The sequence below is a fragment of the Rhodococcus sp. P4_C10 genome (assembly GCF_056402135.1).
On sequence record NZ_JBFUHZ010000021.1, the window covers coordinates 1 to 23965 of the forward strand.

Annotated in this window: 18 protein-coding genes and 1 pseudogene; 7 read left to right on the forward strand and 12 right to left on the reverse strand. The window is 70.2% G+C overall.

The window, feature by feature from the left end; genetic code table 11:
• The first annotated feature begins 555 nt into the window (after positions 1 to 555).
• Complete coding sequence (locus tag AC1DWC_RS15775) at positions 556 to 1440, forward strand: MBL fold metallo-hydrolase (RefSeq protein ID WP_477909486.1); 885 nt, start codon at positions 556 to 558, stop codon at positions 1438 to 1440.
• A 9-nt stretch (positions 1441 to 1449) separates the two neighbouring features.
• On the opposite strand, the gene AC1DWC_RS15780 is transcribed toward AC1DWC_RS15775, so the two are convergent.
• From AC1DWC_RS15780 to AC1DWC_RS15815, 8 genes are all read right to left on the reverse strand, one after another.
• Entirely contained in the window at positions 1450 to 1938 is a 489-nt protein-coding gene (locus AC1DWC_RS15780) for a hypothetical protein (protein ID WP_477909488.1), read from the reverse strand.
• The gene (locus AC1DWC_RS15785; protein ID WP_477909490.1) at positions 1935 to 2798 is read right to left on the reverse strand and encodes a ParA family protein; all 864 of its coding nucleotides are present in this window, start codon (positions 2796 to 2798) and stop codon (positions 1935 to 1937) included. The genes AC1DWC_RS15780 and AC1DWC_RS15785 overlap by 4 nt, the downstream gene beginning before the upstream one ends.
• Before the next feature lie 42 nt (positions 2799 to 2840).
• Positions 2841 to 5786, reverse strand: a complete 2946-nt coding sequence (locus AC1DWC_RS15790) for a Z1 domain-containing protein (RefSeq protein WP_477909492.1) — start codon at positions 5784 to 5786, stop codon at positions 2841 to 2843.
• A complete protein-coding gene (locus AC1DWC_RS15795; RefSeq protein WP_477909494.1) occupies positions 5783 to 7375 on the reverse strand; it encodes an ATP-binding protein in 1593 nt (530 codons plus the stop codon). The genes AC1DWC_RS15790 and AC1DWC_RS15795 overlap by 4 nt, the downstream gene beginning before the upstream one ends.
• A complete protein-coding gene (locus AC1DWC_RS15800; RefSeq protein WP_477909496.1) occupies positions 7368 to 9539 on the reverse strand; it encodes a sigma factor-like helix-turn-helix DNA-binding protein in 2172 nt (723 codons plus the stop codon). Before AC1DWC_RS15800 ends, AC1DWC_RS15795 begins: the two co-directional genes overlap by 8 nt.
• A gap of 98 nt (positions 9540 to 9637) precedes the next feature.
• The gene (locus AC1DWC_RS15805; protein WP_477909498.1) at positions 9638 to 9829 is read right to left on the reverse strand and encodes a hypothetical protein; all 192 of its coding nucleotides are present in this window, start codon (positions 9827 to 9829) and stop codon (positions 9638 to 9640) included.
• A gap of 228 nt (positions 9830 to 10057) precedes the next feature.
• A complete protein-coding gene (locus AC1DWC_RS15810; RefSeq protein WP_477840662.1) occupies positions 10058 to 11188 on the reverse strand; it encodes an acyl-CoA dehydrogenase family protein in 1131 nt (376 codons plus the stop codon).
• Positions 11189 to 11197: 9 nt separating this feature from the next.
• Positions 11198 to 12367 carry an acyl-CoA dehydrogenase family protein gene (locus AC1DWC_RS15815; RefSeq protein WP_477909500.1) on the reverse strand — a complete coding sequence of 390 codons (1170 nt, stop codon included), beginning with the start codon at positions 12365 to 12367 and terminating at the stop codon, positions 11198 to 11200.
• Positions 12368 to 12547: 180 nt separating this feature from the next.
• Here AC1DWC_RS15815 and AC1DWC_RS15820 point away from each other — a divergent pair, with 180 nt between their 5' ends.
• On the forward strand, positions 12548 to 13150 hold the full coding sequence (locus tag AC1DWC_RS15820; protein WP_477840679.1) for a TetR/AcrR family transcriptional regulator: 603 nt from the start codon (positions 12548 to 12550) through the stop codon (positions 13148 to 13150).
• A 3-nt stretch (positions 13151 to 13153) separates the two neighbouring features.
• On the opposite strand, the gene AC1DWC_RS15825 is transcribed toward AC1DWC_RS15820, so the two are convergent.
• Both AC1DWC_RS15825 and AC1DWC_RS15830 read right to left on the reverse strand, forming a co-directional pair.
• On the reverse strand, positions 13154 to 14362 hold the full coding sequence (locus AC1DWC_RS15825; RefSeq protein ID WP_477909502.1) for a hypothetical protein: 1209 nt from the start codon (positions 14360 to 14362) through the stop codon (positions 13154 to 13156).
• 91 nt (positions 14363 to 14453) lie between these two features.
• Complete coding sequence (locus AC1DWC_RS15830; RefSeq protein ID WP_477909504.1) at positions 14454 to 16103, reverse strand: NERD domain-containing protein; 1650 nt, start codon at positions 16101 to 16103, stop codon at positions 14454 to 14456.
• 120 nt (positions 16104 to 16223) lie between these two features.
• Between AC1DWC_RS15830 and AC1DWC_RS15835 the strand changes: the two are divergent.
• The 4 genes and pseudogenes from AC1DWC_RS15835 to AC1DWC_RS15850 all read left to right on the forward strand — a co-directional run.
• Positions 16224 to 16379: pseudogene (locus AC1DWC_RS15835) on the forward strand (excalibur calcium-binding domain-containing protein); the annotation flags it as partial.
• Positions 16380 to 16545: 166 nt separating this feature from the next.
• Complete coding sequence (locus AC1DWC_RS15840) at positions 16546 to 17133, forward strand: histidine phosphatase family protein (RefSeq protein WP_477909506.1); 588 nt, start codon at positions 16546 to 16548, stop codon at positions 17131 to 17133.
• 28 nt (positions 17134 to 17161) lie between these two features.
• Positions 17162 to 18817 (forward strand): hypothetical protein, encoded by a 1656-nt coding sequence (locus AC1DWC_RS15845; protein WP_477909508.1) that lies wholly within the window; start codon positions 17162 to 17164, stop codon positions 18815 to 18817.
• Positions 18818 to 19023: 206 nt separating this feature from the next.
• Positions 19024 to 19632 (forward strand): AMIN-like domain-containing (lipo)protein, encoded by a 609-nt coding sequence (locus tag AC1DWC_RS15850; protein WP_477909510.1) that lies wholly within the window; start codon positions 19024 to 19026, stop codon positions 19630 to 19632.
• A gap of 77 nt (positions 19633 to 19709) precedes the next feature.
• Here AC1DWC_RS15850 and AC1DWC_RS15855 read toward each other — a convergent pair whose 3' ends face one another.
• On the reverse strand, positions 19710 to 22214 hold the full coding sequence (locus tag AC1DWC_RS15855; RefSeq protein ID WP_477909575.1) for an ABC transporter permease: 2505 nt from the start codon (positions 22212 to 22214) through the stop codon (positions 19710 to 19712).
• 15 nt (positions 22215 to 22229) lie between these two features.
• Positions 22230 to 23024, reverse strand: coding sequence for an ABC transporter ATP-binding protein (locus tag AC1DWC_RS15860; RefSeq protein ID WP_477909512.1), 795 nt, complete (start codon positions 23022 to 23024; stop codon positions 22230 to 22232).
• 161 nt (positions 23025 to 23185) lie between these two features.
• Here AC1DWC_RS15860 and AC1DWC_RS15865 point away from each other — a divergent pair, with 161 nt between their 5' ends.
• Entirely contained in the window at positions 23186 to 23962 is a 777-nt protein-coding gene (locus tag AC1DWC_RS15865) for a deoxyribonuclease IV (protein ID WP_072846040.1), read from the forward strand.
• Positions 23963 to 23965: the final 3 nt, after the last annotated feature.

A 23965-nucleotide genomic window follows, 5' to 3' on the forward strand; every position in this document is an offset into this window, starting at 1 on the left:
TCAAACTCTCCGTTGAAGACTCTAGACGCCGGCAAGCCGGCAATCAGTCATAGACATCGAGTCAAATCACTAGCAAATAAACTCAACTAGCTTAAAACACTGACCCCCTCAGACGGAAGAATGAGGTGATCAGCAATACCCACACCGTCGAAAGACSRTGCGGAGTACCAAATAATTTGGCACTGACATTCATCGGCACACTGTTGAGTTCTCAAAGAACACGCACACACCTTCACACCCGAGATTAGCTCTCTCGGTGTTCCGGGGCAACTTTTCCAGCCTAACCCATCGAAGTCGCGGGCGCAAACCCGCATTCTCTGACTGGTGGGATGGTCAGCGACTTCGTCCTACCTCGTGTCCCGTACCTCTCGGTCCGGGTCGGTGTCCGTGTCGCTCTGACTTGGAATAAGTTACGCGAGTAGATCGCGCTTCGCCAAATCGCCTGGTCAAGACGCCATTCCTCGCTCTGGACGCGTTGCAAACCTGGCATTTCGGGTCCACGGAGGGCGATGATGGAGTCCAGCGCATTCGCACGGAGACAGGCGAGGCAGTCCCATGACGACTTGGCACCGAATCTCCCAGATCGCACGCGGAGTCTGGAGCATCACCGAACCAGGGCACGTCAGCCTGTGGCTGATCGCCGGCACCGAACAGGCCCTGCTGTTCGACACCGGCATGGGGTTCGTCCCCCTTCGCCCCGTCGTCGAGTCGCTCACTGCCCTACCGGTACGGGTGGTCAACTCGCACGCGCACTTCGACCACGTCGGCGGCAATCACGAGTTCGACCGGGTGGCGATCCACCCGACCGGCGTCGACGCGCTCGCAGTCCCGGCGCCCTCTCATGTGCTGGACACCTATCTCGCCCACACCGATCGAATGGTGCGTGCGTCGGAGTCCGTCCGCGGCATCGACCGCGACTACCTGCACCTGCTCGATGCCGACAGCACTCCCTGCCGCCCGCCGGCCGGTGTCGTGCGGCGATCCTGGCGCGTCGCTCCCCCGGCTCCCACCGAGACAGTCGGCGACGGCGACACCCTTGACCTCGGCGGGCGCACCGTGACGGTGCTGCACACTCCCGGCCACACCCCGGACAGCATCTGCCTGCACGACTCCGCGAGCGGGATCCTGTTCGGCGGTGACACCGTCAACTCCGGGCCTATCTACGCGCACGAACCCGAATCGGATCTCGCGGACTTCGCGACGAGCACCGCGCGACTGGCGGCGATGAAGGACAACGTCTCGTTGGTTGCAATGAACCACTTCGGCCGGATTGTCGCCGCGCCCTATCTACTGCAGGAGGTCGCCGACGCCTTCGAGGTCCTGGCCGGCAAGCGTTCGGGAGCGCGCCGGTCTCGGGACGTCCTCGGCGCGGTGGTCGACGAGATCGAGTTCGCCCATTTCTCGATCATCGTCGAACCCGCCCGCGTGACCGCGGGGTGAGAGCCGCTCTCAGCGGAAGGCGTCGCCCTTGGACGAGAGTGCCTCGACCCTCTCGACGATCCGGTCCTGCAGCTTGGACGCCGTCCGCCAGCGCATCGCCAGCTTGTCGTAGTCCATCGAGTGCTCCGCGACGATGTCCTTGAGCTGGTCCACCCCGAGTGGCCGCAGTCGCTCGCGCAGGCCGTCGGCACCGCCGGTCCGATGTGCCTCGAACGGGTCGATCACACCGGGTGCCCGCCGCGAGCGCGGCTTGGCAGGTGCGCGGCGGGCCGGCACGGGCACCGTCACCGTCGGAGCAGCTGGGCCGGGCGGCGCATCGGACGATGCCAGTGCCTCGCCCAGTGCCCTCGCGAAACGCGGCGTGCGTGCCGCCTCGACCGCGATCACCTGGATCAGTTTGACCAGTGACGTCGCCACCGCCGGACTGTCGGCGCTGAGCTTGAGCAGTGCCGCCTGCGCCTCGGCGACCTGGACCCGGAGCCGCGCGTCCCCCGTCACAGGTACACCTGCGCGTTCATCAGCACGTCCTCGGCGACCATCCGCAGCGCGTCGAACTGGCCCTGCCCGCCGTACTTCTTCTTGAGCGTCCCGAACTCGACGAACTCCGCCGAAGCCGCGATCTGGTTCGACTCGGGCACCCAGCACGGCATGACGTTGGCGATGCTGTCGTCGCGCTGCAGTCGCTCGATCGTCGCCCGGTGCAGGCTCGAGTTGCTGCGGTACTTGGTGATCACCAGCCCGATCTCCTTGAGCCTGTGGTCGGTCCGGGTCGCGAACTGCTGCACCCGCTTCTGGATCTGCGGGATCCCGTACGTCGACAGCACGTCCGGAATGGTGGGGATGATGTACCCGTCGGCCAGCATCAGCCCGTTGAGCGTGACGATCCCGAGGTTCGGCGGGCAGTCGATCAGGATGTAGTCGTAGAAGTCCGCGATCTCGGCGACCGCGTTGCGGAGGATCTCCACCGGCGCGTTCGAGTACGGGTCGTTGAACTGCACGAAGCTCAGCGCCTCCTGCACCTCCATCAGGTCCAGCGAGGACGGCAGCAGGTCCACGCTGTGCACCGCTTTGACCGAGGAGACGCCGCGCTGCACGGTCTTGGCCAGGTCGAACTGAGGCAAGGCCGGATCACGGTCGACGGCGTTGCGGAACAGCGTCGCCAGGGTGAGCCCCGCGGCATTGAGTTCCTCCCAACGCCGCTCCCCGATCATCATCGTGGTGAGGTTCGTCTGTGGGTCCAGGTCGATCACCAGCACCCGCTGACCGAACTCCGCGGCCATGAACTCTGCCAACGCCACGGTGGTCGTCGACTTCCCGACGCCACCCTTCAGATTGATAGTCGCTATGGCGCGCGCCATCGTCGTCCCCTCGTCATCTTCGTGTCCCTCGGAATGTGGAAGCTACGCGTCGACGATCGCGCCGCCGGTCTTCTTGACCCGGAAGCCGACCCTGCCCTTCGGCTCCGCCGCCCGCGGCAGAGCATAGGAGAACAGCGTCGCGAGGTCCTGCGGATCGATCGGTCCCGTCGCCGCCCGCTTGAGGTGCCGATCGGCGGGATCGCTGGCGAACATCAGCAGCAGGCCGCCGCGGGCCGGCCGGTGCAGCTGCCGCGCCAGCGGGCCCCCATCCTTGTCCGTGTTGCCGGCGATCGATTCGATCGCGTCGCGCTCGCGGACCGCGGTGCCGGAGAACCCGCGACGGTAGTCACGCTCGCGGCGCTGCCGGTTCACGATCGGCAGCGGGCCCCACCCCTCGACGTGCACCGGCGTGCGGGTCTTCGGCTGCGGCAACAGCACCGCCCACTCGGTGAGGGTGCCGGCGTCCATCGCCCGCACCAACGATTCCCGGTGCGGGGTGAAGTCCCAGTTCGGGTCCCACACGAACTGGTCGACGGCGGTGAGCAACTGCTCGGCCGTCACCACCCCGTATCGGGCCGCGAACTGCCGGGTCCTGCCGTCCTTGTCCGCGAAGTGGAAGATGCCGAGCTCGTCCAGCGCCTCCAGCAGCGGTCGCACGGCCTTGAAGTGCCGGGGATTGACGTCCGCCTTGCGGGGCGGCTGCATGGTGAAGCTGAAGCTCTCCCCGCCGACCCCCCGATAGGCCAGCTCCGCGTTGTACATCTTGTTCGAGCTGGTCGGCCGCAGCCAGGGCAACTGCTGGAACACCATGGGCGGCACGTGTTCCGGCCGCACCATCGGATACCCGTCCTCGTTGAGCCCGGAGAACCGAGCGAGTTCCGCGCGGAACTCCTCCTCGTCCCGGACGATGGCCTCGAACGCCTCGTACAGGTCGAAGACCTTGCCCGCCGGCCCGTTGACGTTGCGGCCGATGAACAACCGCACCAGGTCCCGGTACCCCGGGCGGAAGCCGAACCAGCGACCCATCTGCATCAGGGTGTCCGCCTGCAGGGTCCGGCGGGTGTAGTAGGTGGTGGTCAGGCCCTCGACGGTGAACCCGCGGCTGAGTTTCGTGCCGCCGACCAGGATCTTCCACACCCCACGGGCCTGGAAGTCGAGCGCGTCCTGCCCGTAGTCCTTCTCCGCCGCCCCGTTCACCACGATCACCGGGGTGGCGCCCTCGGAGATCTTGTCGACCGCCGCCCCGACGAAGGGCTCGAGTTCGTCGAACGAGGCCGGGATCGCGTCGCCCCGGCCGGCCCGCGCCGCGCACACCACCGCGAAGTCGCTGTGCCACAACGCCTCGAGCCGGGCCAGTCCCTGCACACTGCTGTACCCGCCGGTGCGCCACAACGCCCGGAACTCCTGCGCGAGCACCTCGTGTTCGGCCTGCTTGACCGACTCGTGCACGAGCATGGTGTGGTGCCGGAACGGCACGGCACCGCGGGAGGACCGGAACAGCTTGACCGCACCGGCGAGCACGAACGAGTCCACCGCCCGGGTCATCTCCGGCTCGCGGTCCTCGTCCCAGCCGGCGACCAGGTCCCGGACGTAGGCCAGTTCGTTCGAGTTCGCCGGCGTGCGCGCTCCGAGCGCGGACCCGTCCGCGTCGTCGAGGCCGGTGTCGAAGTCGTGGAAGTCCGCGCCGCCCATGTACGGCCCCGGGCGCTCCAGGCTGACGATGAAGTCCTTGGGGAAGATGTCCTGCGAATCCTCTGGGTCCACGAAGACATTCGCGAACGGAGTGGCCGTGTACCCGATGTACTGGGCCCGCGGCAGCATCCCCAGCAGCTCGGCGATCATCCGGTTGATTGCGGTGCGGTCCTTGTCCTCGGAGGTCTTCGCCTTGCCGGGGTTGACCGTGTTCACCGACGCCTGGTCGGCCTCGTCGTCGATGATGAGCGTCGGTACCTGCGCGAGATCAGTGGGGATCCGCTTCAGGTCGGCCACCAGCTTCTCGAGGGTCGACTTGTTCTTCTTGACCACCGCGAGCCGAATGTTGCTGCCGTGCAGGTTGGTCGGGTGATGCAGCGGCAGGGTGTGATCCGCGAACTCGAAGTGCAGCGCACTCAGGCCGGCCAGCAGGCTCTTGTAGTCGAAGTCCGACGTCGTGAGCCTGCGGATGGCGGGTACGTCGTTGGTCTTGTTGGGGTCCACGTCGTGGACCAGGAACCTGTCGGCGAGCCAGTCCTCGTCGTCGGCGTAGTCGTCGGCGACGCCGGCCTCGATGTTCTGCCGTCCCACCAGTTCCATGTCGAGACGCCGCTGCGTCTGGCTGCGCAGCATCTCGATGGTGCCGGTCAACACGATCACCAGCCGGTAGCCGGCGTCGACGGCCTTGGCGACCACCCCGCTGAAGTTGGCGGTCTTGCCGCTCTGGACGTAGCCGACGACCAGCCCCTTGGACTGGTACGGCTCGTCCCGCGTCGGGTCCGCCAACCGCTTGACCACCTCGGTGGTCGCGTCGTCGAGTCGGTCGACGACGTCGGGATCCCAGTTCTTCGCGGCGAGCACCCCGGTGTAGGCCCGCCAGTAGAAGTCGCGTTCCCGACGCAGGCCCGGCGTGTACCAGGGGTCCCACGGCTGCGGCGCGGCGATCACCACCGATCCGGCACTGCCGGGGTAGGCGGCGTCGAGGTCTCCGTGCCACTCGGCGGGAACCCCGAGCAGCGTGTAGGCGCGGGCCCGGCGCGCCGGTGTCCGCGGCGCGGTACCGGCGACCCAGTCCTCGGCCTCCTCGGCGTCCCACCGACGCAACTGCGAGCGCAACGAACGCTGGACCAGTGGAGCGTCCTCCGAGGTGAGTACCGCGACGAGGTCGGCGGCCGTCAGCCCGTCGGGAAAGCTGGACCGGACCGCGAAACCGATCGGTTCCAGGAGGTTTTCGGGTGCGAACCCGTCGAGCGCCTGCACCTGCTTTGCCGCCGCCGTGAACACGACCTGGCTCACCGCTCCCCCGTTCGCCGATCCGCCTGCGCCGACTCTTCCGCAGTGACCGCGGCGAGCAGGACACCCTGCCACGCCCCCATCCGCTCGTGGTCTCGGGCGCTGAGCCGGACCCCCTCGAAGAGGTCGCTGACCAGCAGATGGAAGAGGGTCTTGAGCATCGGTGCGTCGATCGGGTCGAGACTGCGGTGCCCGACCAGCACGGTGCGGTGGCGCGCATTGAGCCAGAGCGTACGACTGTCGAGGTCGACCTCGAAGACCCGGTCTCGGGCCAGCGAGCGCCAGCGGATCCCTACCGGGTCGGCTCCGGCGCTGAACTCGACCGCGTCGGCATACGCGTCGAGGACGTCCTCCGGCAACCCCTCGGACGGCTCCACCACGGTCACCGGCCGATGCTGGCCGACCCGGGACGCGCGCACCAGCGCGACCGCGTCGTCGAGGTATCCGCGCAGTCCCGCCCCGGCCGCATCCGCCTCGGCCCCGTCCCGACCGCCGTCGACGAGTATCGCCTGTTCCAGCGCTGCCGCCGCCGTGGCGTCGAGTGTCAGCCCCGACTTCTCCGGGTTGATCCGCACGTGCCGGGCGAACTCGCCCTCGAGGTCGATCGCGATCCTGGCGAGCCCGAAGTCCGGCCGCGCGTGCACGAGCCCGTTCCAGCCGCCGATCTGCAGGAGCCGGTCTCGGCGGTAGAAGTACAGACCCTGCAGATCGCGGCCCGGTGCGCCGCCGAGTCGGAACTCGGGCGCGGCGGAACGGGCGGGCCACAGGTGCGCGACCGCCCGCGGCGAGCCGAGCGGGATGTCGAGTGCGCGGGGGTAGCGCTGGTCGCCGGAGCGCCCGTAGCCGAACGGATCGACGGCCACGACGGTGCGCAGGGCGCCGGGACGGCCGGCGCGGACGTCGAACACGTCCAGGGTGATCCGGATGCGGCCGTCCGCGATGAGTCGGTGCGCGACGATGCCGAGGTGACTGCGTACCTCGTCGACGGTCCGCTCGAGCCAGCTGGTCTGCTCGTCGGCGTCCGAAGACATCAGGAACGTGTGGATCCCACGCCACTCGACCACCGTCCCGGTCGCCAGCGGGAATCGCGGCGCCACCGCGGCGAACCGTCGCTGCACCTGGTCGTCGTCGAGCACCGCCACCCGGTAGTCGTCGGTGATGTTGTCCCCGTCCAGCATTCGTCCGACGGCCGGCGATCCGGCGGCCTTGGACCACACCGTGAGCACTCGGGCCTGACTCAGCGACGCGGCCTTGAGCCCGAGGCCGAAGTGCCCCAGGTCGGTGTCCGAGTAATCCCGGGTGTGGGCGTAGGTCATCGCCAGGTCGATCGTCGCGTCGTCCATCCCCTTGCCGTCGTCGACCACCTCCAGCCCGACGATCCGGGTGCCGTCCTGGACGAACCGGATCAGCACGTTTCCCGCACCCGCATCGACGCTGTTGTCGACCAGGTCCGCCAGCGCGGTGGGCAGGCTGTGGTGCAGGCCCAGCGCGGAGATCAGCGAGGGGTCCGGTGGCAGCGACCTGGTCTCGACGACCCGGGCCTCGTCGCCGGCGTCGGCCGGGGCCAGGACGGGCTCGGCGACGTCAGGCATCGACCGGAGCCTGCCGCACCCAGGCCTGCTCGAGCAGGTCGGACACCTCGTCCTCGCCACGGGCCCGGTAGGCGCTGAGGATCCGACGCGGACGGGTCTCGTCGGCCAGGCCGATCCCCTCGGCCAGCACCGCGGCGCTCTCGTTGTCGGACAACGATTCCGGGTCGTCGTGCCCGATCAGTGCCAGTGCCCGTGCCAGCGGCGGGGCGGCGTCGTCGACCCGTCGGACCAGCGCGACGTCGAAGCCGTTGCCGGTCCGGAACTCGAGGAAGATCTCCGCGCCCTCGCCGACGGACCCGTCCTCCAGGAACCGCCGGATCGTGCCGCTGGTCGGCTGCAGGCCGGTCCACCGGATCGTCTGGGTACCGAGTCTGCTGACCAGCTCGACGCTCTGGCCGTGCTCGCACCCGGCCAGGGCCGCGACGCCGGCCGGCACCGGGAAGCCCGAGCCGCGCAAATGATCGCGCGTCACGCCGAGCCGGTAGCGCCACACCCCGTCGCCTCGGTAGCAACGGCGGGTCTGCTCGGGGGGACGCGACTCGACGCTGCGTCGGCGACGCCGTCGCACCTGCCCGCCGGAAACCTCGAAATCACCACTCGCGGCGTAGGTCTGGACGCTGGCCGTCGAGACGGGGAACCGGGCGACGATGTCCGCCACCACCTCGGCGAGGTCGACGCGGCCGCCGTGGTCGTCGATGAGCCGGGCGATCTGTCGGCGGATGGTGGCGTACTCCTCGGTGCCCCACTCCGCGAGGCTCCAGCCACCGTCCTCGGCCCGGACCAGGCGATCGTCGCCGGCCAGTGCGCTCGACACCGTGCGCGGACTGCGGTCTCGATCCATCCGGTCGACGATCTCGTCGACCGTCAGCGCGGCGCCGGCCGCCTCGAGGATGCCCGCCGCGTGGTCGCCGGCATTGCGGGTGCGGGTCAGGGCGCGGTCGCCGAGGACGTGCACGCCGCACCAGCCCAGCCACTGGACCACCTCGTCGTACGGCAGCCCGGCGGCGTCGGCGATCACGGCCAGCTCCACCACCCCGTTGGCCGACTCGAACTCCTCGAGCAGCGACAGCGTGCGGGCCTTCGCCTCCCGGACCCCCGGCGCGGCCGCCCAGCCGTCGGTGACCTCGAAGTAGTCGTCCAACCGGTCCAGCACGAGCCAGAGCGGCACCCCCACGCTGGGGACGACCCGCTCGATTCCCGGGTGGCGGGCGAGCAGCCGGGTCATGGCCGCAACCGGCTGGATCTCCACCCGCAGGCTGGCCAGCAGGTTGCCCACCGCGGTGCCGAAGCCGAACGCCCGCGCCAGCTTCGCCTTGAGCGCCGCCTCGATCTGGCCGACGCGTCCCGCACTCAGTCCCAGCTGGGCACCCAGCGCGGACTGCGTCGCGGGCTCGATCGCCAGGAACCTGCGTCCCAGCACGGCCCGTTCGCGCTCGTCCAGCTGCGCGAAGACCTCCTCGAGCTCGTCCACCGGGTCGGCGACGACGTCGGTGACCGGCAGGTCCGCCGGGGTCAGCGCGGCGATTCGGGTCGCGATCTCCTGGACCTGCTCGGGGGCATCCGCCTCGATCGCCAGCCGCACGAGCGGCTCGTCCGCCTCGCCTCGGACCCGGCGCCACTGCGCCAGCTGGGCCAGGTCCTCCACCAGCTGACGCAGGACCGGCTCCCGCTCGGTCGGTTCCGAGTCCGGCGCGCCGAGCACCGCCGGATCCCGGACCAACGCGAGCGTCAGGAGCGCGCCAACGATCTCGTGCACGGTGTCCGGCCCCGTCCCACGGACCGCGAACAGGTCGGCGGCGCGCTTCCCCAACAGGTCGCCCACCGAACCGTCACCGGACATCCGATGCAGCGTCGCCGACGCCCTGGTGCCCAACCCGAGGGCCGCCACCGGGATCGAGTCCGACAACGGACGAAGGGCCGTGGCGAACTCGAGGTCCGGATGCTGGGCGGTGAACACCCTCGACAGCTCGCTCACGATCCCGTCGAGGTCGGCCTCCGCGGCGGTGAACACCGGGGTCTCGCTGAACCACCAGTCCGGTGACGGCGCCAGCGGCTCGAGCAGGGCGGCACGCGATGACACGTACTCGTCGAGCCAGGGCAGCAGATCCACCCATGGCGCGTCTGCTAGGTCGGTCGCGGGAAGCGTGTTCAGCGCGATCGGCACGGCGCTACTCCTGAGGGGTACGAATTTCGACGGGGGTTGCAGACATGACTACAGCATCCCCACGACATCCCCTTCCGTCGCGTACCCGCCGGGAACGCTCAGGCGGACCGGTCCAGCCTGCCCTGCGCCTGGGCGCGCATCTTCAGCAGGTACAGCCCCGACACCGACGCCACGATCAGCGAGAGCACCGTCATCACGGCGTCGAGGTTGTAGATCGCCACGCCGGCGGCCACCAGCCCGACGAGAAACACGCCCAGGCAGAGGAACCTGAGTCCCGCACGGATGTTCATGGATGTTCCCTTCGCGAGAATCCGCAATTCGCGTTGCCCACCCGCGTGCACCTGACGTGAATTCTCGATGTACCAGTCGTCGCTAAAGTTTCCGTAAAGAGGATAGGGCCGTTCGGGCGGAGATCGGCGGAGGCGCGACGGGGCGAGGCGGACCAAAACGTGAGGCCCCGCCGACCGTGCTGGTCGGCGGGGCCTGGCTCGGTACTCCGGTACCGACGAGTCGAGCAGTTACGAGATGTCGACCTTGTCGTAGCTCGCGACCTGTCCGGCGAGTACCCGCAGGTGGTCGTCGGCGCTGCCCAGCGTGTGGTCGATGGCGATCAGACGCGAGACGTAGTGTCCGACCGGGTATTCAGCCGTCATTCCGATACCGCCGTGCATCTGGATCGCCTCGGCGCCGATCTCCCGCGCCACGCGGCCGATCTGAAGCTTGGCCCGCGAGGCGACGATCGGGTCGACGACCCCGTCGGCCAGCGACATCGTCGCGTACAGGCTCATGCTGCTGGCCAGCTCGAGCCGAACGTACATGTCGGCGGCGCGCTGGGTCAGCGTCTGGAACTTGGCCAGCGGGACCCCGAACTGCTTGCGCTGCTTGAGGTATTCGGTGGTCAGACGCAGGGCCTCGGACATGGCTCCGACGGCCTCCGCACACAGTGCGGCCTGGGCGCGGACCTGCGCCGCGGTGATGGCCGCCGACGCGTCGCTCCCGTCGCCGAGCGCCTTGGCCGGCGCCTCCACGAGGTCGACCTGCGCGCCGCGCAGTCCGTCGTGGGTGGCGTAGTTGGTCCGGGTGACGCCGTCCGCGTCGACGTTGACCAGGAACAGGCCGACGCCACCGTCCGGCAGGGCCGCGCTCACCACGAGGATGTCGGCGCAGTCGCCGTGCAGCACCGGGTTCTTGCGGCCGTTGAGGATCCAGCCGTCGCCCTTCGGGGTCGCCGTGGTGCTGACGGCCGCCGCCGGCCAGCGGGTACCCGGCTCGTCGTGCGCGAACGCGAGCAGGATGCCGCCCTCGCTCAGCGTCGGCAGGACTGCGGCCCGCTGCTCGGCGGAACCGACCTCGGCGATCAACCCGCCGGGGACGAGCACCGCGTCGAGGTACGGTTCCGGCGCCAGCGAGCGGCCGATCTCGTTCATCACGGCCATCGTCTCGACCGGTCCGGCACCCATTCCGCCGTCCGCCTCGGCGAACGGCAGCCCGAGCAGGCCGATCTCGGCGAAGTTCTTCCACACATCCTGGCTCCAGCCGAGGTCGGTGGCGACGACGGCGTTGCGCTTCTCGGCGTCGTAGCTGCGGCTCAGCAACTCACGGGTCGTGTCGCGCAGCATGCCCTGTTCGTCATTGAGTTCGAAATCCATGGCTGCGCCTCACAATCCGAGGATCGAGGAGGCGATGATGGTGCGCTGCACCTCGCTCGATCCGCTGTAGATGGATACCTTGCGGTAGTTCAGGAAGGTCGGGGTGGCGTGCTGCGCCCAGGCCGGCGAGGCGATGTCGGCCGCCTCGAAGGGCAGCGAGTCCGGGCCGGCCACGTCCATCAGGATCTCGGTGGCGGCCTGCTGCAGCTCTGAGCCACGAAGCTTGAGCAACGACGACGCCGGGTTCGGCTTGCCGTCGGCAGAACCCGCGACGACACGCAACTGGGTGAGCTCGAGCGCGACCAGCTCGTTCTCCAACTCGGCGAGGCGAGCGGCGAACAGCGGGTCCTCGAGGAGGGTGCCCTCCCCGATCTTGGTCTGCGCGGCCAGTTCCTTGGCCTGTGCGAGGCGCACCTTCGACGCCCCCACCCGGGTGACGCCGGTGCGCTCGTTGCCGAGCAGGAACTTCGCGTAGCCCCAGCCGGCGTTCTCCTCGCCGACAAGGTTCTCGGCGGGGACGCGGACGTCCTCGAACCACACCTCGTTGACCTCGTAGCCGCCGTCGATCAGCTTGATCGGGCGGACCGTGACACCCGGCGTCTTCATGTCGATCAGCAGGAAGGAGATGCCGGCCTGCCGCTTGGGCGCGTTCGGGTCGGTGCGCACCAGGCAGAAGATCCAGTCGGCATGCTGGGCCAAGGTGGTCCAGGTCTTCTGGCCGTTGACGATGTAGTCGTCGCCGTCGCGGACCGCGCTGGTCTTGAGCGAGGCCAGGTCCGAGCCGGCCTCGGGCTCGGAGAAGCCCTGGCACCACCAGATGTCGAGGTTGGCGGTCGCCGGGAGGAACTTCTCCTTCTGCTCCTGCGAACCGAATGCCGCGATCACCGGGCCGACCATGTTGGCGTTGAAGGCCAGCGGGTCCGGCACCGAGGCGAGCTGCATCTCGTCGAGCCAGATGTGGTGCTGCACGGGAGTCCAGTCCCGGCCACCCCACTCGGTCGGCCAGTTCGGCACCGCGAGTCCGGCGGCATTGAGCGCCTGCTGGGCGGTGACGAAGTCCTCGCTGGTCAGCGTGCCCGCGAGGGTCCGCTCGCGAACCTCCGCGGGGACCTGGGTGGTGAAGAACGTCCGCATCTCGTCGCGGAACGCCAGTTCCTCGTCGGTGAGTTTCAGGTTCATGGTGTGCCTTCTGTGTCAGATCGAGGGCCGGGCTTACCTGGGCCCGAGGAACCGGTTACGGGTCCAGCCCGTCAGAAAATAAGCGTTCGCTCATAATCTAAGCGCATGCTTATACTGACCGGACCGATGGGCGTTGTCAAGGAGCCGCACACCGGACACGAGCGAGAACGGGAGGCATCGATGACGACGCTGGACGACGGCGTGCTGAGCACCTCCAAGGCCGCCGCGCGCATCCGGGCCGCCGCGATCGAGGCGTTCGCCGAGAAGGGCTACGGCGGCACCACCACCCGCGACATCGCCGCCCGCCTGGGCCTCAGCCCCGCCGCCATGTACCCGCACTACAAGTCCAAGGAAGAGTTGCTCTACGCGATCACCTACGAGGGCCACGTCCGGTGCGTGGAAGTGCTGACCGCCGCCGACCACGCGGACGATTCGGCCGCGGTCCGGCTGCGGTCGGTGGTGGGCGCGTTCAGCGGCTGGCACGCCACCCACCATGCCCGCGGACGGGTGGTCCAGTACGAACTGACCGCACTCTCGCCGGAGCACTACCGCACGGTCATCGGCCTGCGCCGCGACATCAGCCGAATCGTCAAGCGCATCGTGCGGGCCGGCGCGGAGGACGGCAGCTTCGTGGTGCCCGACGTCGAGGGCGTCACCCTGGCGATCAACTCGCTGTGCGTGGACGTGTGCCGCTGGTTCCCCAGCGGCGGCATCACCGAACCCGAGGCCGTCGCCGACCTGTACTCGGAACTTGCCCTGCGTCTGGTCGGCGCGCAGGACTGACGGCTACGCCGAACCTCCGCCGTGCCGCGACCGGGTGGTCAACGCCAGGATGTCGCCGTAGAGCACGTCCTGGTAGCCGAGCATCAACGCCTCGACCTCGCCGAACTGGTCCCCGACGTGGTGGGTGTTCTGCGCGGACAGCTCCCGGTTCCCGGACCGGGCGATGAGGTCGTCGATCCGGGAGTCCAGGCTCAGGGTCCGCTCCACCGCCGCCATCGACCGCAACTGGTCCTCGGCCTGGCCCAGCAGGTCGCCGATCCGGGCCAACGCCGCCACCCGCTCCACCAGCTGGTCCCAGACGGGTTCGAGCGCCCGCTGCCTGGCCTGGATCTGATCCCGGGCGGCCTCGACGCGGGCCGAGCGCAGAGCCACCGCCAGCTCGGCACCGATCCCCCGCAGCGCGACGGCGTCCACCGCGATCTGCGTCAGTTCCTCGGCCAGGTCCAGTTGCACCCGCTGGACGGCGAAGTGCTCGGAATGCCAGGCCGCGGACCCCTCGATCCGGTCGAAGAGCGTGCCGGCGAGGAACAGCAGTGCATCGACGGGGTCCACGAACCGCTCGCCGTCCGCGTCCGATGAGGCCCCCAGCACCTGCGCGGCCCGCTTGCTCGCCGCGGCCAGTGCCGTCCCCTCCGACCGCGCCGCGATCCGGTCGGCCGCCGCGCCGAACGCGGCGCCCAGCACCTGCTCGACCGGGCGACGCTCGCCGGGCAGCGGCGCGGGGGTGCGTTGCAACGCCACGAACAGGGCCTCCCGCTGCGCCGGCTCGAGGTGCATGCCGTCGCGCCGGTCCCGGCGGATCGCCCGCACACCGCTCGCGTAGTGCGACCCGGACATCACCACGGCAGACCGCGCGGCCTGCAGGCGGCGGGCCAGCTCCGTCGCGCGGTACCCGGCCACCAGCGAGGCGGCACCCGGGCGCGACTGCGCCGCGCGCTGCTCGAGACGCGTCTGCTCGTCGGTCAGCAGGCGCAACTGCGTGAACCCGAGGATCGTGGGGACACCGCGACCGGCGCGGCGTCGGTTGGTCAGCACCTGCCGGGTGGGCTCGTCGAGGTACCCGGCCGCGATCAGCACCGCGGCGTCGTCGGAGAGCTCGCGTGGGCCGCCCTCGATTCGCGCCTGCTCGCACCACCGCCGAACCTGCCGCGAGATGCGCTCACGCCGCTGTGCGGCCGTCTCGCCGCCACGGCCCTGCACGCCATCCGACATCGCGCCCTCCCGTTGTTCCGGGTCACCACCACCGCGCCCCAGACCACCACTGTCCCAGAAATTCTCCGGGCGTGACGGCCCGCTCCGTCTCCTAGAGGCCCAGCCGACGGGCCAGCTCCTCGCCACCGACCTCGCGGATCAGCGCCGGTTCGCCGCACACCACCAGCTGGTCGCGCGCACGGGAGAGCCCGACGTACAGCCGTTCCCTCGAACGCTCCTGTGCCACTTCCTCGTTCACCGCCAACACCACCGCCGCGCGTTCGAGCCCCTTGAACCCGAGGACGTGCCCGTAGAACACCTGCTCGGTGTCCCAGAAGCTCTTCCAGTAGGCCTCGTTGCCCTCCCGCTGCCGGCCCACCTGCTCGGGGTGCCTGCTGCCGGTGGCGAGCAGCGCCAGGTCCTCGGGACGCCAGCCGTCGTCCAGGAGGAGGTCCACCTGGTCGTCCGCGACCGCCAACGCGTCCGCCGCCGAGCACGGCACGAACCGCACCTCCGGGCCCTCCCCGCCGAGCAACCGCATCCGCTGCCCGACGAGCGGGACGAAGGCGCCCGCGATCTGCCGGGTGTTGCGCAGGTTGTGGTCGAGCACCAGCGGCACCAGCTGGACCGGGGGCACGCCCTGCCGGTCGAACACCCGCTGGCCCTCGTCGCTGAAGACGTAGATCCCGCCGGACTCGTCGTCCTCGAGCGCCGCGAGGATGGGCTGCCACCAGGCGTCCGCGAAGTCCTGCGCCTCGTCGATCACCACCGAGTCGAACCGCTGTCCGGGAGGCAGGGCCGCGGCGAGTTCGGCCATGGTGCGCGGCAGTTCCTGCTCCCAGAACCGGACGGTGTCCGCGGTGCGGAGGGATTCGTCCGGCCCCTCGGGCGCGCCCCACAGCCGGCCCAGCGCGTGGAACTCGCCGACGTACGCCGGACGCTCGCGCCGCGGCCAGGTCTCCGCGAGGCGCCCGAGGTACGAGGCGAGGCCGTGCGAGTAGCAGATGAGCGCCACCCGCTGCCCCGACTTCGCCAGCCGCCGGGCCTGCTCGACGGCGAGGAACGTCTTGCCGCTACCCGCGCCGCCACGCACCTCGACGCGGTTGAGCAGCGCCGTCGCGCGAAGGATCGTGGCCTGCTCCGCGGACAGCGCGTTCGCCGCCTCCTCGTGGGCGATCGACCGGGAGACCACATCGCGCTGGGGAAGTCCGCGGCCCGCGAGCGCGTCGGCGAGCTGCTCCACCCCGAGCGGTGTCAGCCCCGGCCGGTCCATCTCGTTGCCCACCAACACCTTCCACATCCTGGACGCGAGCTGGTCCAGTTGAGACCGGTCGACCACCTTCCAGCGCGGGCAGTCCGGCAACGCGAAGTCGTCACCGATCTCGGAGTTCGGGAAGACCACCATGTGGTCCCAGTGCAGCCGGCCCTGGCTCCAGCGTGGGTCGTCCTCGACGAATCTGCGGAGCGCGTAGCACGATTCGCGGACCTGCCGCACCGGGTGGATCGGGGTGGGCCGACCGCGCCGGTCCTGGAGCCAGTTCGTCCCGTCGTGCCAGATCTCGCCACCCTTGACCTCGAGGCAGACGATGCCCTGCCCCTCGATGGCGACGACGAAGTCGATCTCGTGATCCTTCTGCCGGTCGGTGACGCGCTGGTTCGCCACCACCAGGTCGCCGTCGCCGAGTTGGCCCAACAACGCCTCCCATACCGCCTGTTCGGCTGTGTTCACCAGGCGCGGGGTCTCGGGAATGCGGGTCACCATGGCTGACAGCTTGGCACGAAATCGGACATTTCCGCCGCGGTATCCACCGCCGCAGACGAATTGAATACCGATCGGTATGCCAGATACCCTTCCTGGTCCACCCAACGACGAAATTGGAGACCGGCCCCGGCGCCGCCCGTGCAGGCGAAGCCGAACCGGACGTACAAGAACTGCACCGAGGCACGCAATGCCGGCGTCACTCCGATCTACCGCGGCGAGGCCGGCTACGCCGCGCACCTGGATCGCGACAACGACGGAATCGCCTGCGAGAACTGACACGTCCGTGTCCGGTGACTGCCCCTCGTCCACGGACAGGGGGCAGTCGCGTGTCACTCGCCCGTGTGGCGCGCGGGCGGCGCCCACGACCCGAGGCCGGCTCTCACACCCGGCCGGGGCTCGCGCACCGGCGGTCGCCGATGTCCGGTGCTAACCTGCGGCGACTATGACGTACTTGGCTCTGGTGCGACACGGCGAGACCGACTGGAACCGCCGCGGCAGACTGCAGGGGTCCTCCGACATCCCGCTCAACGACACCGGTCGCCGTCAGGCCGGCCTGGCCGGGATCGACCTGGCCCGAAAGCACTGGGACCTGTTGGTCAGCTCGCCGCTCTCCCGCGCCGGCGAGACCGCCGACATCATCGGCACCCATCTGGGCCTCGAACGCGCCGCCACCTACTCGGACCTGGCGGAACGGCACTTCGGGGAAGCCGAGGGCAGCACCGACTTCGAGGCCTACGACCGCTGGCCGCACGGGCGATATCCCGGGCTCGAGCCGCGGTCGGAGGTGCGGCGGCGCGCGCTGCGGACCATCGACGACCTCGCCCGCGAGCACCCCGGGTCCGCGATCGTCGTCGTCACCCACGGCGGCGTGATCCGGACGGTCCTCGACTCGTTGCTCACCCACCGGTCGCCGCGGATCGCCAACGCCGGCGTCAGCACCCTGCGCCATGACGGACAACGATGGGTCGTGGGCAGCATCAACGGCGTCGCGGTCGCGGACGGCTCGACACTCCGGCAACAAAGCCGGTGACCACCGAATCTCGTGCGACACTCGACCGGTGAGCTTTTATGGTGCCGGCCGAGATCGTTCACGCCTACTGCCGATCGCAGCCGTGGTCGCGGTCGGACTGCTGTGGCCGGCGACCGCCGTCGCCGCGCCGCCGCCACCGAGCCGGCCGGCCGACTGCGTCCCGTTCGGCACCGCGCAACTGCCCCCGGGCGCACCGTCCGGCGGCGGCCAGGCCGGGCTGACCAATCTCCCCCCGTTCACCGGCCAGAACGCTCCGACGAGCATCGAACTACGCACTGCGACAACGCAGTTCAACCGATTCTGGGACTTCGCCCTGGTCGGGCACGATCTGCTGACCCGTCCCCGCACCGGCGCCGGCGCCGCGGCCGAGCCGTGGCAGTACGTGCCGATGCCCGAATGCCTGCGCGGGCGACTGGTCGCGATCTCGCTCGACGACGACGAACTGATCGCTGTCGACGACAACGGCTGGATCTACACCATGGACAACGCCTCCCAGTTCCCGCTGCTGTGGAACTGGACGTCGGCCTGGGGCGCGCCGCTGTGGATCAGCCCCGGCCGGCAGCTGCCCGGGGCCACCCCCAACGGCTGGGCGCTGAGCGTCTCCTCTCCCTGGGACAACCAGACCTACACCGACATCGCCGGACGGATCCACTACGTCGGGTACGGGAAGATGACCATGGTGCCGACGCTGACCGGTGACGGCAGCCGCATCACCTACGCGGACCCGTGGCTACCCAACGACGACAGCTACGAGATCGGCGGACCGCTCGGCGGCCGGTTCCGGTCCACTGCGCTGTCCGCGGCGGGGTCGACCACGTTCGTCGCCAATCAGTACGGCGACATGTACACCCGCACATTCGACTTCGACTCGTCCGGGTCCGATTCGATCTTCTTCCGGTACAGCTGGGAGGACCAGTCCGGCAAGCCGACCGCACCGAACCTGGTGGCCGAGACCCTCGACCGCAGCACCGCCGCGATCCAGCTGCCCGCGCCGGACTGGGTGCACCAGCCCAAGATCCCCGGGGAGATCACCTCCGCGATCAGCGTGCACTCCACCGGCCCCGGACCGGGCCGGCGTGAACTGCGGGTGGAGGGCAGCCGCGACGGCGAAACGGGTTTCTGGCACAAGGATCTGAGCGCGGACTCCTGGGACTTCACCGCCACCGGCGCGGCCCCGCTGGGCACCCAGTTGGACAACTCCGCGGCGGACCGCTCCGCCGACACCCTGGCGCCGCCCGCCCCCTGGAACCTGTCGACGACGCTGCCCGCCCGCGACGCCGCCATCGACGGCCAGGTCCTCATCGACATCGGCTTCCCGTACACGGTCGTCGACCCGCGCCTGCTCGACGCGGTCGGCCAGCACGCCGCACCGTCCGGCTACCGCCTGTCGGTGGACCACTTCGACCCGGCCGCAACCACTCGCCCGGCGACGGTGACGGCGCCCGACGGAACAACGTTGCCGGTGGTCCTGCACACCGCCGACGGGCTGCGGATGACCCCGCGCGGCCCCGGCCTCGACGCCGACCCCCGGCACCTCGTCGGCGCAGTCGAGATTCCCGCCGATGCATACGCCGCCCGCCCGTCCGACCCGGCACTCGACGCGTTCGTCCGGGACTGGATGCGCGGCAAGCAGATCGCCGCGATCACCCTCAGCGCCACCGACCACGACCTGGTCGTCCGCTGACGTTTCAGTGCCGACGACGCGATCGACGCCGGCGTCTACCGGTTCACGCTGCACAAGACGGACGTCCCGGAGACCGTCGACGCCCGGTTCACCTTCGTGTGCCAGAACCGGACGGCAAGTGGCTGATCGTCAACCACCACTCCTCGGAGATGCCGGAGGAGTGACCACTCCTCCGGGGAAGTGCCGGGCGTGAATACCCTGGACGAATGAAACCGCAGAAGTCCCTGGCCCCTGCGGCGGCGGCCGTTCTGGCCGGCGTCCTCCTCCTCACCGGCTGCTCGAACGGGACCGAGACCGCGGCCCCGAACTCGGCGAGCGTGCCGTTGCCTGTCGCCTCGGGGTCGCCCGCGACCTCGACGCCGACCGTCCCGGCGCCCACCGGCGGCACCGAACCCGAGCGCGCCGATGCCTCCCCGGACGCGTTGCTGACGGTGACCGGGCTGCGGATCGGCGCACACCCCGACTTCGACCGCGTCGTCTACGAGCTCGGCGGTACCGGCGCCCCCGGCTGGGCCGTGCAGTACGTCGACCACGCCGTCCAGGACGGCAGCGGCGACGTGCTCGACGTCCCGGGGAGCTCGCTCCTCGAGGTGAGGATCACCGGCACGGGCTACCCCTTCGACACCGGCGTCGCGCCGTACGGCGGCCCGAACCCGCTGCCCGGCGGCGAGGCCACCGGGCTCACGCAGGCGCGGATCAGCACCGTGTTCGAGGGCACCACGCAGTCGTTCGTCGGCCTCGACGGCGAGCGTCGCCCGTTCACGGTGTCCCGGCTGGACAACCCGACCCGCCTGGTCGTCGACATCGCGCGCTGATCCACAACGACGAACGGGCGGTTCCCGGGGGCGTCACTCGACGTCTCCCCCGGCAACCGCCCGTTCGGTGGTGTGGATCAGAGCCCGGCGATCGCCTCCAGCGGGCGGGTGCGGGCGGCCCGGGCGGCCGGCCACAGCGCGGCCAGCACCCCCACCACGCCCGAACCCAGCAGCATCGCCGCCACCTGGCCCCACGGCACCGCGATGACGTTGAGGCCCTGGTCAGCGAGGGTGCTCACGAAGCCCCACCCGAAGGCGAGTCCGAGCAGCACCCCGACCGCCGCGCCGAACACCGCGATCAGCACCGACTCCAGGTAGATCGTCCGGCGCACCTGCGCCCGCTGCATGCCGACCGCCCTGAGCATGCCGATCTCGCGGCGACGCTCGACCACCGACAGCGCCAGTGTGTTCACGATCCCGAGGATCGCGATCACCACCGCCAACGCCAGCAACCCGTACAGCACCGCGAGGAGCGTGTCGATCTGCTGGCCCTGGGTGCCCTTGAACTGCTCGCGGTCCTGGACCTGCACCACCAGGTACCGGTCGGTGGCCTTCTCGAGGTCGGCCCGCAGCGCGGCGACGTCGGTGTCCGGGGCCGCCTTGACCAGCACCGCCCAGTCCGCCCGCATCTGCGGGGGCGTCAGCTTCTCGTAGACACTCTGGGTCACCAGCCAGTGGCCGAGCATCTGGCTGTCGGCGTAGATGCCGGTCACCGGCACAGTCACCTCGACGCCGTCCCGGTTGGTCATGGTGACCGGCGACCCGACGGTCCAGCCGTGCTTGCCCGCGTACGTCGCGGACGCCAGCATGCCCTCGCCCGACAGCTCCGCGCTGCCCTGCTCGAGGGTGTAGTCGAGGACGCCGCCGAGTTGGCCGCCGACACCGGTGCCGACCTCGTCCCGGTCGTCGATCTTGACCGAGGTGAAGTGCAGCGCGACGGCGTCGGACACCCCGGGCAGGGCCGCCACGGCGGGCGCCGCACCGACCGGGACGCCGATAGCCTGCGGTCCGGTCAGGATGTAGTCCGCGCGCACCCCGGCGTCCACGAGCGTGTCGACGCTGGCCTTCGCCGACGACCCGAACACGCCGATCACCGAGACCAGCATCAGGCCGAGCGTCAGCGCGAACGCCGTCGCCGCCGTCCGTCGCGGGTTGCGCACCGAGTTGGTGCGGGCCAGCTTGCCGACGGCGCCGAACGGGCGGCCCAGCACCGCGCCGAGACCGCCGACCACGGGCAGGGACAGGGCGGGCGCCGCCAGCAGCACCGCGAACACCAGGGCCGCGGCCCCTACGCCGACGGTCGCGGCGGCGCCGCCGCCGGTGCCACGCGAACCGGCGACGAGGGCCACGACTCCCACGACCGCGAGTGCGGCACCGACCAGCGTGCGGACCCGCAGCGAGTCACCCGTGGAGGCGAACTCCTCGCGCATCGCCGCGACCGGCGGGATCTTCGCCGCTCGCCGGGCGGGGGCGTAGGCGCTGACCACGGTGACCAGCACACCGACCAGGAGCGCGACGATCACGGTGCGCGGCGCGAGCGCCAGCGAGCCCGACGGCAGCCCCACGTCGAAGGAGTTGAGCAGGCCGCGCAGCCCGTATGCCAGCCCGACGCCGGCCGCGATTCCCAGGGCGCTGCCGAGGACGCCGACCACCAGCGCCTCGAGTACCACCGACTGGCCGACCTGCTTGCGGCTGGCGCCGACCGCCCGCAGCAGCGCCAACTCGCGCAGGCGCTGGGCGACGATCATCGAGAAGGTGTTGTAGATGATGAACGTGCCGACGAGCAGGGCGATCGCCCCGAAGGCCAGCAGGAAGTAGTTGACGAAACTCAGCGCCGAGGTGACCTGGGACTTGACCTCGTCGCGAACCTCGTCGCCGGTCTGCACCTTCAGGTCCGGCAGCGCCGCGGCCACTCGATCCCGCAGGTCGGCCTGGGATCCGGTTCCGGCGACGTCGAGGTAGTCGGCGTGGGCGCCGTCGGTGAACAGCTCCCGTGCCTGCGCGTCGTCGAAGAGCACCCCGATGAATCCGCCGGAGTCCGTGGGGGTCTGGTAGATGCCGGAGACGGTGACATCGAGGACGCCGTGCGAGGGGACCAGCACCTGAGTGGTGTCGCCGGCCGCGAGCCCGGCCTTACGGGCGCCGCCCTCGTTGAGCGCGATCTCGCCCGGCCGCGACGGGGGCGTCCCGACGACGAAGGTGTCGGGCTTGGCGATCGCCCGCTCCGGCGGGATGTACGACATGCCGAGGCTGGGTGCGCCGCCGGTCTGCACCGGCTTCTTGTCGGAGCCGAGCAGCACGAGCTGACCGTCCACCGAGGGCACCACCGTCCGGACCCCGTCGATCGCCTCGACCGTGGCGACGTCGGCGAGCGGGACGCCGCTCGAGCCGGTCTCGTTGCTGCTGACCCGGACGTCGACGCCCTGCGCGGCGTCCTCGAACAGCCCGTTGAAGGTGCGCTGCAGGGTGTCGGTGAAGATGAAGGAACCGGAGACGAAGGCGGTGCCGAGCACGACCGCCAACACGGTCAGGGCAAGGCGGACCTTGTGCGCGGCCAGGTTCCGGAGAGAAACCTTGCGCATGGGTGAGGCCACGGATCAGACCTTCTCGGTGACGGGGACGGCGGACGTGTCCAGGCGCTTCATCCGGTCGAGCACCGACTCGGCGGTGGGGTCGCGCAGCTCGTCGACCACCTTGCCGTCGGCCAGGAACACCACCCGGTCGGCGTAGCTCGCGGCCCGCGGGTCGTGGGTCACGATGACCACCGTCTGCCCGAACTCGTCGACGGCGGCGCGCAGGATGCTGAGCACCTCACCCGACGAGTGCGAGTCCAGGTTGCCGGTCGGCTCGTCGCCGAAGATGATCTCCGGGCGGCCGGCCAGTGCGCGGGCGCAGGCCACACGCTGCTGCTGGCCGCCGGACAGCTCGGAGGGCCGGTGGTCGAGGCGGTCCCGGAGCCCGAGCCGGGTGACCACGCTGTCGAGCCACTCCTGGTCGGCCTTGCGGCCGGCGATGTCCAGCGGCAGGGTGATGTTCTCGAGCGCGGTGAGCGTGGGGACCAGGTTGAACGCCTGGAAGACGAAGCCGATCCGGTCACGGCGCAGCGCCGTCATCTGCTTGTCGGACAGCCCGGTCAGATCGGTGTCGCCGATGAGGACCGAGCCGGAGGTGGCCGCGTCGAGGCCCGCGAGGCAGTGCATGAGCGTCGACTTGCCGGACCCCGACGGGCCCATGATGGCGGTGAACTCGCCGCGGGCGAAGTCGGCGGTCACCGCGTCGAGGGCGGTGACCTGGGTGTCCCCCGACCCGTAGGTCTTGGTCAGATTCACCGCCCGCGCGACCGTGGCGGTGGTGGTGGGCGCGGTGGTCGCGCCGAGGGCATGCGAGCTCATGACTGCCTTTCGTCCTGATCTGGGCCGGGCTCGTGGATGCGAACGCATCCCATCGTTGCGGTCCCCGCACCACGATGCCATCAGGGAAGCCCCTGATCTTTCGCATCGGGGGAATCCCCGCACCGAAGGTACTTGTCGATGCCGACACCTAGGCTGTACCCATGCGCATCGGAGCACACGTACGCGAGGACGACGACCCCATCGGCGCCGGCGAGGCGCTCGGCGCGGACGTGGTCCAGCTGTTCCTGACGGATCCGCAGAAGTGGAACAAGGTGACCGAGCATCCCAGGGCGGAGCAGATCCGGGCCAGCCCGATCGACGTCGTGGTGCACTCGTCCTACGTCATCAACGTGGCGAGCCTGAACAACCGCATCCGCATCCCGTCCCGCAACGCCGTCGCCCAGCAGGCCAAGGCGGCCGCGGACCTCGGCGCGATCGGGCTCGTGGTGCACGGCGGCCACGTGCGTGACGGCGAGGACCCGGCGGAGGGTTTCGCGAACTGGCGCAAGCTGTTCGAGCGGCAGGCCGACAAGGGCGGCTTCGAGGTGCCGATCCTGATCGAGAACACCGCGGGCGGGGACGCGGCGATGGCCCGCCACTTCGACGACATCGCCCGTCTGTGGGACGCGGTCGGCGACTTCGGCGCCGGCTTCTGCCTCGACACCTGCCACGCCTGGGCGGGCGGCGAGGAACTGGTCGGCGTGGTGGAGCGGATCAAGGCGATCACCGGGCGTATCGACCTGGTGCACCTGAACAACTCCCGCGACGAGTTCAACTCCGCACGCGACCGGCACGCGAACCTCGCCGACGGCACCATCGACGCGGAGGTGCTCGCCGCGGTGGTGGTGGCCGCGCAGGCGCCGGTCATCCTCGAGACCCCGGCGGACGGCGTCGCCGAGGACCTCGCCTACCTGCGCGAGGCCGTCGGCGACGCCTGAACC

Coding starts and splice junctions, on each gene's coding strand:
- AC1DWC_RS15775 (WP_477909486.1), top strand. CDS start 556: ATGACGACTTGGCACCGAATCTCCCAGATCGCACGCGGAGTCTGGAGC.
- AC1DWC_RS15785 (WP_477909490.1), bottom strand. CDS start 2,798: ATGGCGCGCGCCATAGCGACTATCAATCTGAAGGGTGGCGTCGGGAAG.
- AC1DWC_RS15795 (WP_477909494.1), bottom strand. CDS start 7,375: ATGCCTGACGTCGCCGAGCCCGTCCTGGCCCCGGCCGACGCCGGCGAC.
- AC1DWC_RS15805 (WP_477909498.1), bottom strand. CDS start 9,829: ATGAACATCCGTGCGGGACTCAGGTTCCTCTGCCTGGGCGTGTTTCTC.
- AC1DWC_RS15810 (WP_477840662.1), bottom strand. CDS start 11,188: ATGGATTTCGAACTCAATGACGAACAGGGCATGCTGCGCGACACGACC.
- AC1DWC_RS15815 (WP_477909500.1), bottom strand. CDS start 12,367: ATGAACCTGAAACTCACCGACGAGGAACTGGCGTTCCGCGACGAGATG.
- AC1DWC_RS15820 (WP_477840679.1), top strand. CDS start 12,548: ATGACGACGCTGGACGACGGCGTGCTGAGCACCTCCAAGGCCGCCGCG.
- AC1DWC_RS15825 (WP_477909502.1), bottom strand. CDS start 14,362: ATGTCGGATGGCGTGCAGGGCCGTGGCGGCGAGACGGCCGCACAGCGG.
- AC1DWC_RS15830 (WP_477909504.1), bottom strand. CDS start 16,103: ATGGTGACCCGCATTCCCGAGACCCCGCGCCTGGTGAACACAGCCGAA.
- AC1DWC_RS15840 (WP_477909506.1), top strand. CDS start 16,546: ATGACGTACTTGGCTCTGGTGCGACACGGCGAGACCGACTGGAACCGC.
- AC1DWC_RS15850 (WP_477909510.1), top strand. CDS start 19,024: ATGAAACCGCAGAAGTCCCTGGCCCCTGCGGCGGCGGCCGTTCTGGCC.
- AC1DWC_RS15855 (WP_477909575.1), bottom strand. CDS start 22,214: ATGCGCAAGGTTTCTCTCCGGAACCTGGCCGCGCACAAGGTCCGCCTT.
- AC1DWC_RS15860 (WP_477909512.1), bottom strand. CDS start 23,024: ATGAGCTCGCATGCCCTCGGCGCGACCACCGCGCCCACCACCACCGCC.
- AC1DWC_RS15865 (WP_072846040.1), top strand. CDS start 23,186: ATGCGCATCGGAGCACACGTACGCGAGGACGACGACCCCATCGGCGCC.